Here is a 14,290-nt window from a genome sequence, read left to right as displayed (position 1 = left end):
CTGAGCTAGAAGCGCAGGCGCACGCCGGTGCTCACCGTCTCCTGGTGATCGTCGCGGCCGCTTTGCGCCGAGACGGAGCTGAACAGGTCGAGGGCATCGGAGACCCGGTAATCGAGGCCGGCCGACGCGGTGCCGACCACCCTCGCTCGCGACGCACCCACTGCGGTCAGTGCCAACGGCCCACCGGCATAGCCGGCCAGCGCGTCCGCGCGGCGGCCCTCGATCTGGTAGCGGAGCCCCAGGCCCACGAACGGCCGGAACGCCGCCGTCGAAGCCTCGCTGCGACCAAAGCCAAACCCCGCGTCTGCGAAACCCGCGACGTGCCGATCGCGCGCAACGGTCAGCGCGAACGGTCCGCCCGTCTCGGTCGCGCCATTGCGGGTCGTGCGCAGGTAGGTGATCCCGAGCCTGGGCTGGAGCGTCCACTCAGTCCCCATGCCGAGATCGTAGCGGACCGACACGTCCGCCGCCCAGCTGTGCAGGTCGTAGCGCCCGCTTGCCGAGGCCACGCCTGGCAGCGCGCGCGTCGTGCGCGCAGTGCCACCGTCGTACAGGATCGAAGCGGAGAGCCCCAGGCCACCGTGCGCGTAGCGGCCATGCACGCCGGCGACGACGCCATCGGCCTTGGTGCGCGCGCCCAGCGCCTCGATCCCCTGCCGGGTGTTCAGATAACCGCCGAACGCGCCGACCGACCAGTTGCTGTCGCCGTAGCCGAGGCCTCCCAGAAAGCCGTAACCGCGAGTCCGCGCGTTGGCGCTACCCGCCGCCGGATCGGCGCTCAGCGTGTGCCACTGCCCGACCGTCTGCGCGAAGGTGAACAGGCCCGCGTCGTCGCGGGTCGTGGCGAACGCGGGGCCGCGCGCCGCGGCGGTCAGGGTCAGCGCATCGTCGACGCCGATCTGGGTGGCCGACGCATAAGCCTCAGGCGTGAGCTGTGCAAAGCCGTGCGGATCCGACGCACCCGCAGGGGTGAGCAACGCCGGCAGCGCCGCGAACAGCGTACTGGTGGCGGGCTGCACCGCCAGCGTCGCATTGGCATAGGCGATCGAGCGCGAGACCTGCGGCGAGAAGCTGCCATCGCCCACGAACTGGCCGAGCAACTGGATGCGGTCGGCCCGCTGGATCACGAGACCGAACAACGTGTCCGGCTTGACCACGGTCGAATAGCTGCCCGCGATGCCGCCGCTGGCGACGATCAGGTCGTACGAGGTGCCGGGCCGCAGCGCGCCCGTGGGCACGAGCTGGAGCGTCGCGCCCGATGCGATCGACACCGCACCGTTCACCACCAGCTTGTCGGAGATCGTGGGGGTCAGCTCGAACACCGACACCGATCCGCCGGCGATCGCGACATTGCCGTTCACCGTCATCGTGCCCGGCGAAGCACCGGGGCTCAGCGTGCCCGCGACCGCGATGTTGCCCGTGACAATTCCCGCCGAGCCGAAGGTCGCACCTTGGCGCACCGCGATCTGCGGGGCGGTGATGGTCGAGCCGCTCAAGCCGACAAGGCGACCGCTCGTCAGGTCGACGCTGCCCACCGCCGCGGCGCCGGCGACCGTCGCATAGCCGCCCGACTGGGCATAAGCCTCGACACTAGTGACACCGGACAACGCGACCGGAGCAGCCGCGCTCCCGCCCGACACCGCGATCGTGTCGGTGCCCGCGCCGCCATCGACGCCGCCCGCGAAGGCGCCCGCGATCGAGAAGCGGTCATCGGTCGCGCCGAACTGCACCTGTCCCGCGCTCAGCACGCCATCGGCGGCGATCGTGAGATTGCCGGCCGAGACAAGGCGATCGTAGCGGTGCGCGCCGGTCAGCGTCAGCGTGCCGCTGCCCTCGGTCGCCAGCGTCTCGACATCGCGCAGAACGCCGCCCAGCGTGCGGTCGCCCGCGAGCTCGATCGTCGCGCGGTCGTTGCCCGCACCACCCGACACGGAGCCCGCAAGCGTGCCGCGCGCCGCCAGGCGGAAGCCGTCGTCGCCCGCACCCAGGTCGATCGTCCCCGCCAGTGTCCCGCCGTTCGCGACGGTGAGCTGCTGGGCGCCATCGCCGAACGAGAGCGTCGCGTCCGCCGAGCCGAGCGTGCCGGTGACGCTCAGCGCATTCGCGGCGAGGACCAGTTGCTCGAAACCGGTCGCATTGCCCGCCAGGGTCACCGGCGCCGTGGCGGTGAAGCGTAGCGTGTCGTTGCCCGCTCCGCCGCCGTAGGTGCCCTCCGCCCGGACCGCGCCGATCGCGAGTGTGTCGTTGCCGCCACCGAGCGCGACGCTGGCAACGTCGCCGTCGACCGCCAGCGTCTCGGCATCGTCCGATCCGGCGATCGCGCCGACGGTATATCTGCCGAGCGCAAGGTTGAGCCCGGTACCGCTGAGCGCCACGGCCTCGAACCGCTGATCGAGCGCGAGCGACAGCGTCCCCTCGCCGTCTACCGACAACCGCTCGAACCCGGTGCGCCCGCCGATGCCGGTGCGGTTGCCCGCGAGCAGCACGGTGTAGAGGTCGCTGCCGGCGCCGCCATCGACGCTGCCCGCGACGCGGCTGCCTGCGCCATCGACGAATGTATCGTCGCCACTGCCCAGAGCGACCGAGCCGAGGATCGCGCCGCGATTGACGACGCGGTCGCCACCGCCGGCTAGGTCGAGCGACCCTGCAATCGTGCCGTCGTTGACGACCGTCTCGTCCGCATCGCTGCCGGTGACGGTCACGCCACCAGCGCTGGTCAGCGTTTCGCCCTTCGCAACGGTGACGGTGCCGCCGGAAAGTCCGATCGTGTCGAAGCGGAAACGGCCCGAATAGACGACATTGCCCACGCCGGTTTGGCTGAAGCGTTCGAAGTTGACGAACCGGTCGCCATCGACTGCACCACCTCCGGCCGCGTCGATGATAAGGCTATCCAGCCCCAGGCCGCCGTCGACGATGCCGGTCAACGTCGCACCGGCACGATGGAGCAGGGTGTCGTCGCCGAACCCGAGAAAGACGTCGCCCGCGATCCGCCCGTAATTTTCGATCCGGTCATTTCCGGCACCCAGATCGACCGACCCGATGATCGTACCGGAGTTGACGATTCGGTCGTCGGCGTCGCCGATCGTCTGAATCGCGCCCGCCAGAGAGGACAGACCGAACGAGTCGGCGACCACGTCGTCGGCAGCCAGCATCGTGCCGCTACCACCCCGAACGATGCCGGCATTCGCGAGGTCGAGCGCCGCACCATAGGTCGTGATGGCGGTGGAGCGCGCACCGACGGCCTCGATCACGCCGGTTGCGGTGTTGATGACGGTGGCGGTTGCGTCCGTGCCGCCTTCGAGTTGCAGTGCGATGGCCGGGACGGTGTAGCGATACGTCTCGCCCGACCAGTAATCGGTATAGGTCTGCTCGCTGCCGCCGCCATTGGCGCGGATCGTGCCTGCGTTGGTCACCGCGATGGTAAGCGGGGTCGAACGCGCGTTGTAGGCCTGGACGCTCAGATACACCGCCGACGCTCCGGAGCCGCTCGCGTCGATCGTGCCGCCATTGTCGAGCGTCACCGCACCGGGCGCGGCCGTATCGGTGTCGAGAGCGAGGCGGACCGCTTCTCCGCCGGCTGCGACATCGGTGATCGTACCGGAGTTGGTCAGCGATACCGACAGCGCGCCGGTCTGCGGCGTGTCGAACAGATACGCGTAGCGCGACAGCGACGCCTGCACACCGCCCCCTTCGATGCTGCCGCTGTTGGCCGCGGCGATGCTGTCGGTCGCCTGCCAGCCGTAGAGCGCAACCGCCGGCTGCGCGCCGTTTCCGGCGATCCGGCCGGCGTTGCTGAAGGATAGGGCGTCGGCGGCGTCGATCGCCACCGCCGGGCCGGACAGCGTCGTCGCTCCGATCGTGCCGGTGTTGGCGAAGGTGCGCGTCTGGCCGGAGAACCCGCCGGCAATCGTGCCCTGATTGGTGAAGGCGGCGAGCACGCCCTCGCCGCTCGTGTACGGATCGCCCATCGCATAATAACTCTGTGCGCGCGCGGCGCCTGCGATGGTCGCGGTGTTGACGACCGCGCCGTCGCCCGTGAGCGCGAGGTCGCCGGCGATCGGAGCATCGGCGCGCACCGTCACCACAGTGTCGCTCCCGAACGCGCCGACTCCCTCCGCCTCGAAGCCGGCCACGTTGACCGTCCCGAGCGTCACCGTGTCGCTTGCGCGGCGGACGTAGATCACCGTGTCGATGCCGCTGCCACCGTCGATGGTGCCGCTGACCCCGAGATTACCGCCAAAGGAAATCAGCGTGTCGTCGCCGTTGCCGAAGCGCAGATCGCCCGCGATCGTGCCGCCGTCGGCGATGTAGGTGGCGCTGCTATAGGAGGGGCCATAGGGAGAATAACCCAGATCGACCGTGCCCGTGATCGTACCGGCGTTCGCGAGCGATCCGCCCCCCAGCAGGATCGCCGCCTGCCCGCTCGCACCCGCGATCGTCCCGCCCGCCTGATTGGTGATCGCGGCATAGCCGGTGATCGCCGCGCCGCCCGAACTGGCGATACGGCCGCTGTTCCGGATCGTGGTGAGACCATCGCCCTGCACCGCGACCCCGGCGACGTCGATCGTGCCGCTGTTGACCAGCATCCTGACGCCGCGAACGCCCGCCGCCGCCCGGCCACCTGCCGCTTGCACGATGCTGCCGCTGTTCGTCAGCCCCGCGGTGCTTTGCACGCCGATCGTGCCGTCGAGCGTGATCGTGCCGCTGTTGACGACGTCCTTGCCGCCCACGATCGCGAAGACTGAGCTGTAGAAGGTACCCGCTCGGTCATTTGCGACGATCGCTCCGACGTTGGTCAGGCTATCTTCGGTGCCGAGCGCGACGGCCGCATAGGGATAGGTGTTGCTGTCGGCGCGCGTCACGGTCAGCGTGCCGCGGCTGGTGATGCCGAGCCCGCTTGCGACCCCCGCCTCACCTGGCGCGAGCTGGACCGAGCCGATCCTGATCGCAGGCTGCGTGGTGGTGGCGATGTCGGCGGTCAGATCGACGCTGCCCCGCCCGGCGAGTTGCAGCGGCCGGGTGCCGGCCACGCCGGTCAGCGTCAGCGTCGCGCCGTCGAACAGGTCGTAGCCGACTCCGGCGAAGGCCCCCGGCACGCTCAGCGATGCGCTGGCGTCGCCGCGGACGCGGTAGCGCAACAGCGCACCCGTGCCCGACACCGTACCGGCGATTCCGGCAAAGGCGCCCGGACCGTCGTTCGCCAGTTCGGCGATCAACGTGTCGGTGGGCCCGAGCGTCAGATTGCCGTTGAGCATTCCGCCGGGCAGCGCGAAGAAGCGGTTGGCATTGTACGAATCCGCATATGGGTTGACCATCGCGACATTGCCGTTGATCGTCCCTGCATTGGCAACCGTCGCCACCAAGACACCGCTGCCGCCGTTCTGCGCGCCGATCGCCGCGGTACCGCCGCTCACCACGCCGCCGGCGCGATTGTCGAGCACGCCGTACCAGTCGAGGACGACCCCGGTGCCCGCCGAGGCGATGACGCCGGTGTTCACCAGATTGCTGGAGATGCGAGCGCCGGCAATCGCACCTTCGATCAAGCCGCTGTTGCTCCAGTTCGATCCGTACGAGCCGCTCAGGACGACACCGGTGCCCCCCGTCGAGCGGATCGTGCCGCTATTGGTGAAATACGGCCCGAACAGCGACGCCGCTGTTCCGGCTGCGGTGATGGCACCGCTGTTAAGGAAATAGCCGCCGTAACCGAACGACACGCCATCGCCGGTCGCCGCGATCGTGCCGCTGTTCTCGAAGCGCCTGATGTTGCCGAGAGCGGCGGCGAAGGTCCCGCTGGCTCCCCCCGTCGTCGTGATCGTTCCAGCGTTGACGAAGACCGGCGAACCGCTCGGGTCGTAACCGTTGAATAAAACCGCCTGCCGTGCGCCGGACAGGGTGGTGCGATTGACGATCGTCCCCGCTCCGGCGAGCGACAGGATAGCGGACGCCGCGAAGCCGTCGGCCAGCGTCGCCGTCACCCCCGCATCGGGCGCCAGGCTCAGCTGCTCGAAATTGGCGGGCAGGACCAGCGGCGTGGCCAATGTGGTGTCGGCGGCGAGGCGAACGCGCACGGTGTCGGTGCCCTCGCCGCCGTCGATCGCGCCGGTGATGCCGGTCGACAGGCCGCCGCCGTTGTAGGTCGCGACCAAGGTGTCGAAGCCTGCGCCGAACGTGACCGAGCCGTTGATCCGGCCCGCGGTCGAATCGACCGTGCTGTCGCCGGTGTAGCCCGGCGCCGCGGCGGTCACGACGTTGCCGTCGATCGTGCCGGCATTGACGAGTTGAAGATAAGTGTCGGTACGGATCGCGGCCGCGCCCGCGCTGGCGATCCGGCCGCCGCCCGCATTGGCGATGGTCAGCTGACTGCCCGCGATCGCCGTACCCGTGCCACTGTTCGCGACGGTGCCGCTGTTGGTGAGGTTGCGCCCGGAGGGCACGTTGGCGAGCGTCGCCGCGTTGCCGGCCGACGCGATCGTGCCGGTGTTGCCGAGGTCGCCGTAGTAGATGAAGCCTGGGTTCGTTCCCCAGTCGATCGCGCTGCGCGTGCCGCCGTCGATGATGCCGGCGTTGGCCAGCGTGCCCACGGGTGCGCTGATCGCGCCGATCGATCCGCCCTGCCGATTGGTGATCGACGAAAATCCGGCAAAGGTGGGGGCGGTCGACAGCAGCGCGACGCCACCGGTGCCGCTGATCGTGCCGGCGTTGTCGATCGTCACCGACGCGCGCCCGTACCCCGAGCTCGCTTGTCCGGCGACCACGCCGTTGGTGCCGGTAACGACGCCGCCTGCGAGCACGGTCAGGCCGAGGAACTGGTCATATCCGAAGACGCTTGTCGACGGCTGCCAGAGGTGGCTCACGCCCGCCTGGACCCCGCCATCGACACGCCCCGCAACCGACAGGGTGACCCCCGGATTGTACGCATCGGACGCAATCCGCACCGCGATGGCCGGCCCTCCCGATCCGAGGACAATAGCCGACGGTGCGACGCTCACGCGGGTGCCTGCCGTGGTGACGCGCAGGCCGTCGGCATCGGTGCCGGTGCAGGTCGTGGTGCCGTAAGGCGTCGTCGGATCGGGCGCGCATTGTGCCTGCGCGGGTGCTGCCAGCGCTATCGCCAGCGCCATGGCGCTCGTCCCCAACGCACACGCGCGCACCTGCCGCCCGCGCGCGGCAACCCCTTGACCGTTCATGCAAACCCCCGTTTGCGACGCGCACGGTATCGCCGCGCGACGCGCCTGTCGAGAGCGGGATAGTGCGCCTTCCGGTCACATGTGGCGTGCACCCGCGCGCGTCACCGCGGTGCGGTCAGCCCCCGTCGTGGCCGTCGGCGCGTTTGCCCTCGAGCCGGTCGAACAACCGGCCGGTCCATCCACGGCTATAGGCCAGCCCCTGGTAGACGGACAGCGCTGCCCTCGCCCACGCGACGTAGAATTTCGGCGCGCCGCACCGCCTCGCCATTCGTGCCAACCGGTGGCTCCCCGCGGAAATCGCAAAACGCGCGCGGTAGATCAGCTTGCGCCGCCAGCGAAGCCCATTCGCACTCGGCGCGACCCGCTTGCGCGGCGTGAGGCCGCGGCGCGCCCAGGTGAGGCGGTAAGCCAGCCCTTCGCGCCGCTGGCGTAGCCCCGCGGCCTGCGTATTCGCGATGAAATCGGCGTCGACCCCGTCCAGCGCCAGCCGTCCGTCCGCCACCGCCGCCGCGAGGAGGTCGCGCAGCGCGGGCGAGCGGACGATGGCGACGTTGGTGCCGCGTCCGTCGGAGGCATAGGGCTCCACCCACGCGTCGCCGAACGCGACGTCGGCGGTTTCCGCGACCACGTCGTCGCACCAGTTGCACGCCGACGCCTGGAAGAAGCCCGCGCCCCAGTCGCCGTCGGCCAGGTTCCACCAGTCGCGCGCGCGCACCTCGCCATCGGCGAGCGTCAGCTGCGCGGTGTACCAATTGGCGGGTCGCCCGGCATCCTTGCGGCGGTATTCGACCGCGCGGACCTGCTTTGGTGGCGCGCCGAGCTGCCAGGCGAAGCTGTCGACGAACGTCGCGCTTTTCATATGGCCGCAGAACAGCCCGAGCAGGTGGGTGACGCGTTCTGCTATCACCGAATCCTCCGCACGGAGCAGGTTCACCGCCTTGACGAAGCACGGCACCCCGACGATCGCATAGCGGCCGGGCGTTTCGCGGATCTCGCGCAGCACCTCGGCGAGATCGACCGGAAAATAGCGCGAGCGTGCGCCGCGGGCGATGTCCTCGGCAGAGCGGGAGATGCCGTAGCGGAAGAAGACGCCGTCGGCCCCGTCGGTCGGCATGACATGCGCGACGCCGTCGATCGCGCCGGTGCGCAGCAATTCGGCCGCGACCCAGCTGACGAGGCCGCCCGAGCTGCCGTTCGCGCGGAACTCGGCCACGGCGACATGGCCGACATAGGCGGCCTCGAACCGGCCGATCCGCGCGTCGACTGCAGGTGCGGCGGGAAAGCGTTCGGCGGCGATCGCGTCCTCGTCGCGCGCGGCGGGGGAGAACGGGCAGGTGCGCGCGAACACCGTCGTCGCCTCGCCCAGATCGCCCGAAGGCTTGCGCAATCCGTAGGAATCCCACGCCATCGTCCGCGCGGGCGTGACCGCGCACCCACCGCAGCCGATGCAAAGTCCCGAGTCGACCACCGCGGCGGGGCTGAGCGGCATTGCGTCAGCCAAGCGCCTGGTCCAGATAGCGCGCCGATCGTGCGCGGCCTTCGGCGATCGCCTCGTGGACCGCGTCCTCCAGCGGCGTCGCGAGCAGCGCGGCGATCTCGTCGTCGCTCGTCGCCGCGTCGATCAGCCGGTGTTCGGCCCCTAACGCGGACGTCAGGCCTTCGAGCTTGATGCGCCGGTACGGAGAGGCGGCAGCGATGAAGGGCTTGGCATAGTGGAGCGCGAACACCGTGCCGTGGAAGAAGCTGGTCGCCACCGCGCGCGCGCCCGCGATCAAGCTGGCGAACTCGATCGGCCCCGCGTCGGTCCGGTCGTCGTCGGCGACCGCATTGAAATAGCCGATCGTGACGATCCTGACCCCCGCCGCATCGGCCCAGCGCCGCACCGCCTGCGCGAACCAGTCCGGCAACCCGTGTCCGTACAGCACGATGTAGTTTCCCGGTGCGGCGGGCGAGGGCGGGAGGACGTCCGGGAATTGCAGGCAGGGATCGAGCACGAGATCGGGTTCGTACCCTAACGCGTCGGCGATCAGCGCGCGCGAATTGTCGTCGCGCACCGAGATCGCATCGAAATTCCGCAGCCGCGCGACGCAATCCGCGGCGATGCCGTGCTCGGCGGCATGGTTGCCGAAGCTTGCGGCGTAGGAGACGAGGCGGCGCGTCCGCAGTGCTTCCCCGAAGAACAGCGGTCGCCCGCCGTACCAGGGGTGCGCGAAGTTCCACACCTCGTCGCTGCCGACCACGACCGTGTCGAACGGCTCGGCCTCGTGCGGCGCATCGAGCGGAAAGGCGGACGAATACGGCAGCGCCGCCAGCGCGTGCGCGAAGGCGCGCACCTTGCGGCCGAGCGCCGCATGGTGATGCCGCGGGGTGCGTGCGGGCAGCTCGGGCTGGAACGCGTTGCGCAGCTCGGCCGACAGCACCGACGGCGAGCGGTGATCGAGCAGCACCGCCGGCTCGCCGCGCGCGCGCAAGTCCTCGACCAGGCAGCGCGCCTGCCAATAGGAGCCGTAGTTGATGCTCGCGTGAAAGGTCAGGATACCGATCGACATGCCGCGCGTCAGGCCGCATCCTTGCGTGTGGCATAGTCGAGCGGCGACGGCGGGGTTGCGTCACGCGCGACGAACGGCGGGGGCGATGCGGTGGCGACGCCGGCGGGCGCATAGCGCTCGATCATCGCGGCGCAGAAGTCCGCAAACGCCTGCGGCTCTCGCGCCGGACTCGTGTGGTGCGGCTGGAGCCCAAGATGCTCGGGCGTGAAGCAGAAAGTGACGGTGACGTCGAAATCGGCCAGCGCTTCCATCTGCCGGTCGAACCAGTCGATCGCGTTCGGGCGGAAGCTGTCCGCCCAGCTGAGGCCGGTGCGCAGATGGCGCGTGCCGAGCCGCTTCATCCACGTCACCGCCTCGTCCAGGCGCGGGTCCTCGAAATGGAACCATTGCATCAGCCCCATGTCGCGGGCGTGCTTGGCATAGACGTCGAGCGCCGCCTTGGGCGTGCCGTCGGGACGGATCAGCCCCATGTAGAAATGGCGGTAATAGGACGATCCTTCGGCCTCGCGGTGGCGCGTCTCCGCGCCCCAGGCCATCGGCAGGTCGAACAGCGAATACCAGAAAATGCGCGGCACCCGCCCGATCAGCAGCTCGGCGGTGCGCTGCAGGCCGAACACCTGCACCTCCTCCGCGCCGAACGATCCGACCCCGACCTCGGTCACCCACACCGGCTTGTCGGGAACCACCGCCTCGATCTCGGCGACCTTGTCGCGCCAGGCGTCGATCGGCCACAGGTTCCAGTCGAGCGGGAAGCCGTGCACCGCGACGACGTCGACCGCATCGAGCGCGCCTTTCGCCCGCATCACGTCCGTCCATTGCGGGTCGATCGGCGACATGCCGCCGAGCACGCGCAGGACGCCCGGGTTGACGTCGCGGATCGCCTGTCCGGCACGGATCACGGTGTCCGCGAAGATGTCCCACGTCGGGTCGAGCGCCGGGTCCCAATGCGATTTGTTGTTGGGCTCGTTCCAGATCATCGCGGCTTCGATCACGCGGATTCGTTCCTTTTCGTCGGGTAAACGGCGGCGGGCCCGAATTTGGCGTAGGGCACCGGCGCGGCGCGGCACAGGAATACTTCGGGTTCGGGATTGTCGAGGATGTCGAACCCCGCGGCGCGCAGCATCGCCGCGCTGCCGGCGCGATTGGGGGCCCACCAATTGGTCCAATCGTCGGCGAAGCGGCGTTCGATGAAATGCATCCTGGGATAGGCCGGATCGTCGAAATAGGCGGGTTTGCTGTAGCTGCCCGGCACGAAGAAGGGGTGGTTCTCCGGCACCTCGGCGACCGCGTCCGAACCCTGCTGCATCGTCTGGAACAGCATAAGGTCGCCCGCGACATGCTCGCGGATCAGGTCGAGCGCGAGCAGCGGGTGACGCAGGTGATAGAGGACGCCCATGAAGATGACGAGATCGAACGTCTCCGCCAACGCGCCGACCTGATAGACGTCGAGATTGCGGAATTCGATGTCGTCGAAGCCGAGCGCGGCGCTGGCGAGCCGCGCCTGCGCCAGGTAGCGATCGTCGCTGTCGATCCCGACCACGCGCGCGGCGCCGCGGCGCTTCATCTCGACCGAATAGAAGCCCGCGTTGCAGCCGATGTCGAGCACCGACTTGCCCGACAGGTCGGCCGGGACCGCATGCGCGAAGCCGGCGAACTTGGACCGGGGGTAATCGCCCAGGAAATGGTCGGGCGCGGTCTGGACGCCGCCCAGGTCGATGTTGTGAAACCAGGGAGCGAGCGCATCGATGGCGGTCTTCAGGTCGGCTCCCGCCGGCCGATCGGCATTGTCTTGCATCATTCCCGAAACTTGCCCCCGATCGATGCCGGCCGCTTTGCGGCGGAACCCCGGCGGGTTCAATATCATTTCGCATCGCGTGGGGGGATCGATGCAGCAGTGGACCGAGGCGATGCGCGCCGGGCGCTACGAAGACGCCTGGGCGATGGAGGCGGCGACGCTGGCCGCACGCAATCCGGCAACCCGCGACGATCCCGCGCTGCCCTATCATCTGCGCTGGGTGTGGGACGGCCGCGCGGTCGACGGCCGCGACGTGCTGGTGCGCTGCTATCACGGGCTCGGCGACACGATCCAGTTCGCGCGCTACCTGCCCTTGCTGGCGAGACGAGCACGTGGCGTGACGCTCGAAGTGCAGCCGAGATTGATGCCGCTGCTCGCCGGCATCGGTGTGGACAGGATCGTGCCGTTCGACGTTGCCCGTCCGCTGCCGCCCGCCGACTGCGATATCGAGATCACCGAATTGCCGCGCGCTATCGGCGTTGCGCCAGACAGGGTGTCCGCGCCTTATCTCGCCTGGCCGGCCGCGGATCTGGCCCCGGGCACGGTCGGCATCTGCCACATCGCAGGCGATTGGGACCCGGAGCGGTCGGTCCCGGCCGAGCTGTTTCGTACCATCTGCGAGCGGCACCCGTGCATCATGCTGGCAGCGGGCGAAACGACGCTGCCATGCCGCAATCCGCAGGGCTGCCCGCTCGACATGGAGGAAACCGCGGCGCTGGTCTCGGCGGTCGATCTCGTCATCACCGTCGACACGATGATCGCACATCTGGCCGGCGCCATGGGCAAGCCGACCTGGCTGCTGCTCAAGGCGGAGCCCGATTGGCGCTGGTCGCCCGGTCGCCGCGACAGCCCCTGGTATCCGGCGATGCGGCTCTACGCGCAGCCGTCTGCCGGCGACTGGCGGTCGGTTCTGACCATTGTCGCCGACGATCTTGCACGCTTCAGGAGCACCCGCGCATGACCGGCCTAGCCACACCCTCGATTCCCGTCTCGTGGGGCGAATTGCTCGACAAGCTCACGATTCTGGCAATCAAGCGCGAGCGGATCGAGGCGGCGGCCCCGCGCGCCAATGTCGTGCGCGAACACGCGTTGCTTCACGCCGCCGCCGCGGCCGCATTGCGCGAGCCGGTGGTCGTCGATCTCGTGGCGCAGCTCCGAAGCGTGAACGAATCCTTGTGGGAGATCGAGGACGCCATTCGTGCCGAGGAGGCGAACGCGCGGTTCGACGCCACCTTTGTCGCGCTCGCCCGCTCGGTCTACCGCAAGAACGACGAACGCGCCGCGATCAAGCACCGGATCAACGTCGCGCTCGAATCGGATCTGGTCGAGGAAAAGAGCTACTGGTCGGCAGCTCAGAAGACGGCATGATCGCCGCGGTCGACGTCGGCTTCGCCCCGTACAAGCCGTGCATAGAAATCGAACAGCGTCTCCGACCCCGTCGATGGCGTCGCGTCCGCGTCATATCGTCCCGTGGCGCTATCCAGCACGAGCATGGATTCGGTCGCGTAATAGCGCCCGATCCGCGCGAGCTCGGCCTTGGCCGCCAGCGCGGGCGAGACGCGGCCCAGCGCGCCGAGCACGCCAATCGCGGCGTCGAGCACCCCGACCGGCACGTGCCTGAACCGGGCGGGGCGGCCCAGCAGCGCGAAGAGCCGTTCCGCCTGTTGCATCGGCGTGATCGCTTCGCCGGGGCCGCCGATCGGCAGCACGCGATCGTGCCGCGTCTCGTCCTCGATGCAACCGGCGAGATACGCGCCAAGGTCGCGGTCGCCGATCGGCTTGCACGCGGTCAGCGCACCATTGCCGAATACGAGGAAAGGCTTGCCGCGCTTCACCCGATCGACCTGCCCGGACAAGGATTTGAAGAACGCGGTCGGCCTGACGATCGAATAGGTCAGCCCCGAATTCACCAACGCTTGCTCGAATGCGCGCTTGGCATGCTGAAACGCGAGGCGCGGTTTTTGGACGCACAAGGCCGACAGCAAGACGAAGTGCCGGACGTTCGCCTCCTTCGCAGCCGCCAGCACGCCGAGATGCGCCCGGCAATCGATCGCCCAGGCGTCCGCGGGCGCCCCCGTCCGGGAGGCCAGGCAGGAGACGATCGCATCGAAGCGCTCGCCGCACAGGCCATCGCGCACGACCGATGCGGCGTCGGTCACATCGCCGAAACGCAAGGTTGCGCCCGCCAGGACCTGCGCGCTGTCGGCTTGTGTCAACGTGCCGCGCGGGCCGGCGCGAGACCGGATCAGGCAGACGACGTCGTGGCCACGCGCGACCAGCACGGCCACCGTCGCGCGACCGATCGTACCGGTCGCGCCCAGGACGAGCACACGCCGCGCATCGCCGCTGCCTACCGGCATGCCGCACTTGCCGACAGCCGCGCGAAAACGCCGAGCAGCTCGGCGGCGCCCGCCGCTTCGATCGCGCCGTCGGCGACCTGCGCCGGCGACCATGCCAGTGACGGATTCTGGTCGTCGAGCATGGTCCAGTCCGGAAACATGCGCCGGTCTGCCGTATCGCTCAGCAACAGGCGGACGTCGCTGTGGCGATCATCGACCGCGATCCGCGCATAGAGCGCATCGATCGCCGGGGCAGGCCCTTCGATCAGTTGAAGATAGAGGTCGTGACGGCACAGCAGCGCCCCGGTGATGGCGTCCCGCGCGTTGTTCCGTCGTGCGCCCAGAAGGATGCCGGCCAGCATCGCCCGGTCGAAACCGAGGGGCGTGGAGCGATAGATCAGATACTGCATGCCGCGTGAC

General features: G+C 69.3%; 9 protein-coding genes. 2 read left to right on the top strand and 7 right to left on the bottom strand.

Annotated elements, in window-relative coordinates:
• Positions 1 to 5: 5 nt before the first annotated feature.
• The 5 genes from ACE5C1_RS11820 to ACE5C1_RS11800 all read right to left on the bottom strand — a co-directional run bounded on the left by ACE5C1_RS11820 (position 6) and on the right by ACE5C1_RS11800 (position 11,534).
• Positions 6 to 7,121: an autotransporter outer membrane beta-barrel domain-containing protein gene (locus ACE5C1_RS11820; RefSeq protein WP_374944278.1), complete on the bottom strand. Its 7,116-nt coding sequence runs from the start codon at positions 7,119 to 7,121 to the stop codon at positions 6 to 8.
• A gap of 181 nt (positions 7,122 to 7,302) precedes the next feature.
• A complete protein-coding gene (locus ACE5C1_RS11815; protein ID WP_374944277.1) occupies positions 7,303 to 8,688 on the bottom strand; it encodes a Coenzyme F420 hydrogenase/dehydrogenase, beta subunit C-terminal domain in 1,386 nt (461 codons plus the stop codon).
• Positions 8,681 to 9,736 carry a polysaccharide pyruvyl transferase family protein gene (locus ACE5C1_RS11810; protein ID WP_374944276.1) on the bottom strand — a complete coding sequence of 352 codons (1,056 nt, stop codon included), beginning with the start codon at positions 9,734 to 9,736 and terminating at the stop codon, positions 8,681 to 8,683. Before ACE5C1_RS11810 ends, ACE5C1_RS11815 begins: the two co-directional genes overlap by 8 nt.
• Positions 9,737 to 9,744: 8 nt before the next feature.
• Positions 9,745 to 10,728, bottom strand: a complete 984-nt coding sequence (locus ACE5C1_RS11805; RefSeq protein ID WP_374944275.1) for a beta-xylosidase — start codon at positions 10,726 to 10,728, stop codon at positions 9,745 to 9,747.
• Positions 10,725 to 11,534 (bottom strand): TIGR04290 family methyltransferase, encoded by an 810-nt coding sequence (locus tag ACE5C1_RS11800; protein WP_374944274.1) that lies wholly within the window; start codon positions 11,532 to 11,534, stop codon positions 10,725 to 10,727. The genes ACE5C1_RS11805 and ACE5C1_RS11800 overlap by 4 nt, the downstream gene beginning before the upstream one ends.
• Positions 11,535 to 11,622: 88 nt before the next feature.
• Here ACE5C1_RS11800 and ACE5C1_RS11795 point away from each other — a divergent pair, with 88 nt between their 5' ends.
• Both ACE5C1_RS11795 and ACE5C1_RS11790 read left to right on the top strand, forming a co-directional pair.
• The gene (locus tag ACE5C1_RS11795; RefSeq protein WP_374944273.1) at positions 11,623 to 12,492 is read left to right on the top strand and encodes a glycosyltransferase family 9 protein; all 870 of its coding nucleotides are present in this window, start codon (positions 11,623 to 11,625) and stop codon (positions 12,490 to 12,492) included.
• Positions 12,489 to 12,899 carry a DUF6165 family protein gene (locus ACE5C1_RS11790; protein ID WP_374944272.1) on the top strand — a complete coding sequence of 137 codons (411 nt, stop codon included), beginning with the start codon at positions 12,489 to 12,491 and terminating at the stop codon, positions 12,897 to 12,899. Before ACE5C1_RS11795 ends, ACE5C1_RS11790 begins: the two co-directional genes overlap by 4 nt.
• Here ACE5C1_RS11790 and ACE5C1_RS11785 read toward each other — a convergent pair.
• Together ACE5C1_RS11785 and ACE5C1_RS11780 are read right to left on the bottom strand one after the other, a co-directional pair.
• Positions 12,884 to 13,891 (bottom strand): NAD(P)H-binding protein, encoded by a 1,008-nt coding sequence (locus tag ACE5C1_RS11785; protein WP_374944271.1) that lies wholly within the window; start codon positions 13,889 to 13,891, stop codon positions 12,884 to 12,886. The two genes, ACE5C1_RS11790 and ACE5C1_RS11785, sit on opposite strands and share 16 nt — an antisense overlap.
• Positions 13,882 to 14,280 (bottom strand): BLUF domain-containing protein, encoded by a 399-nt coding sequence (locus ACE5C1_RS11780; RefSeq protein ID WP_374944270.1) that lies wholly within the window; start codon positions 14,278 to 14,280, stop codon positions 13,882 to 13,884. Before ACE5C1_RS11780 ends, ACE5C1_RS11785 begins: the two co-directional genes overlap by 10 nt.
• Positions 14,281 to 14,290: the final 10 nt, after the last annotated feature.

It is taken from the genome of Sphingomonas sp., assembly GCF_964263785.1.
GTDB lineage: Bacteria > Pseudomonadota > Alphaproteobacteria > Sphingomonadales > Sphingomonadaceae > Sphingomonas.
This window is presented reverse-complemented; position numbering and strand designations above follow the sequence as displayed.

Coding starts and splice junctions, on each gene's coding strand:
- ACE5C1_RS11785 (WP_374944271.1), bottom strand. CDS start 13,891: ATGCCGGTAGGCAGCGGCGATGCGCGGCGTGTGCTCGTCCTGGGCGCG.
- ACE5C1_RS11795 (WP_374944273.1), top strand. CDS start 11,623: ATGCAGCAGTGGACCGAGGCGATGCGCGCCGGGCGCTACGAAGACGCC.
- ACE5C1_RS11800 (WP_374944274.1), bottom strand. CDS start 11,534: ATGATGCAAGACAATGCCGATCGGCCGGCGGGAGCCGACCTGAAGACC.
- ACE5C1_RS11820 (WP_374944278.1), bottom strand. CDS start 7,121: ATGGCGCTGGCGATAGCGCTGGCAGCACCCGCGCAGGCACAATGCGCG.
- ACE5C1_RS11780 (WP_374944270.1), bottom strand. CDS start 14,280: ATGCAGTATCTGATCTATCGCTCCACGCCCCTCGGTTTCGACCGGGCG.
- ACE5C1_RS11790 (WP_374944272.1), top strand. CDS start 12,489: ATGACCGGCCTAGCCACACCCTCGATTCCCGTCTCGTGGGGCGAATTG.
- ACE5C1_RS11810 (WP_374944276.1), bottom strand. CDS start 9,736: ATGTCGATCGGTATCCTGACCTTTCACGCGAGCATCAACTACGGCTCC.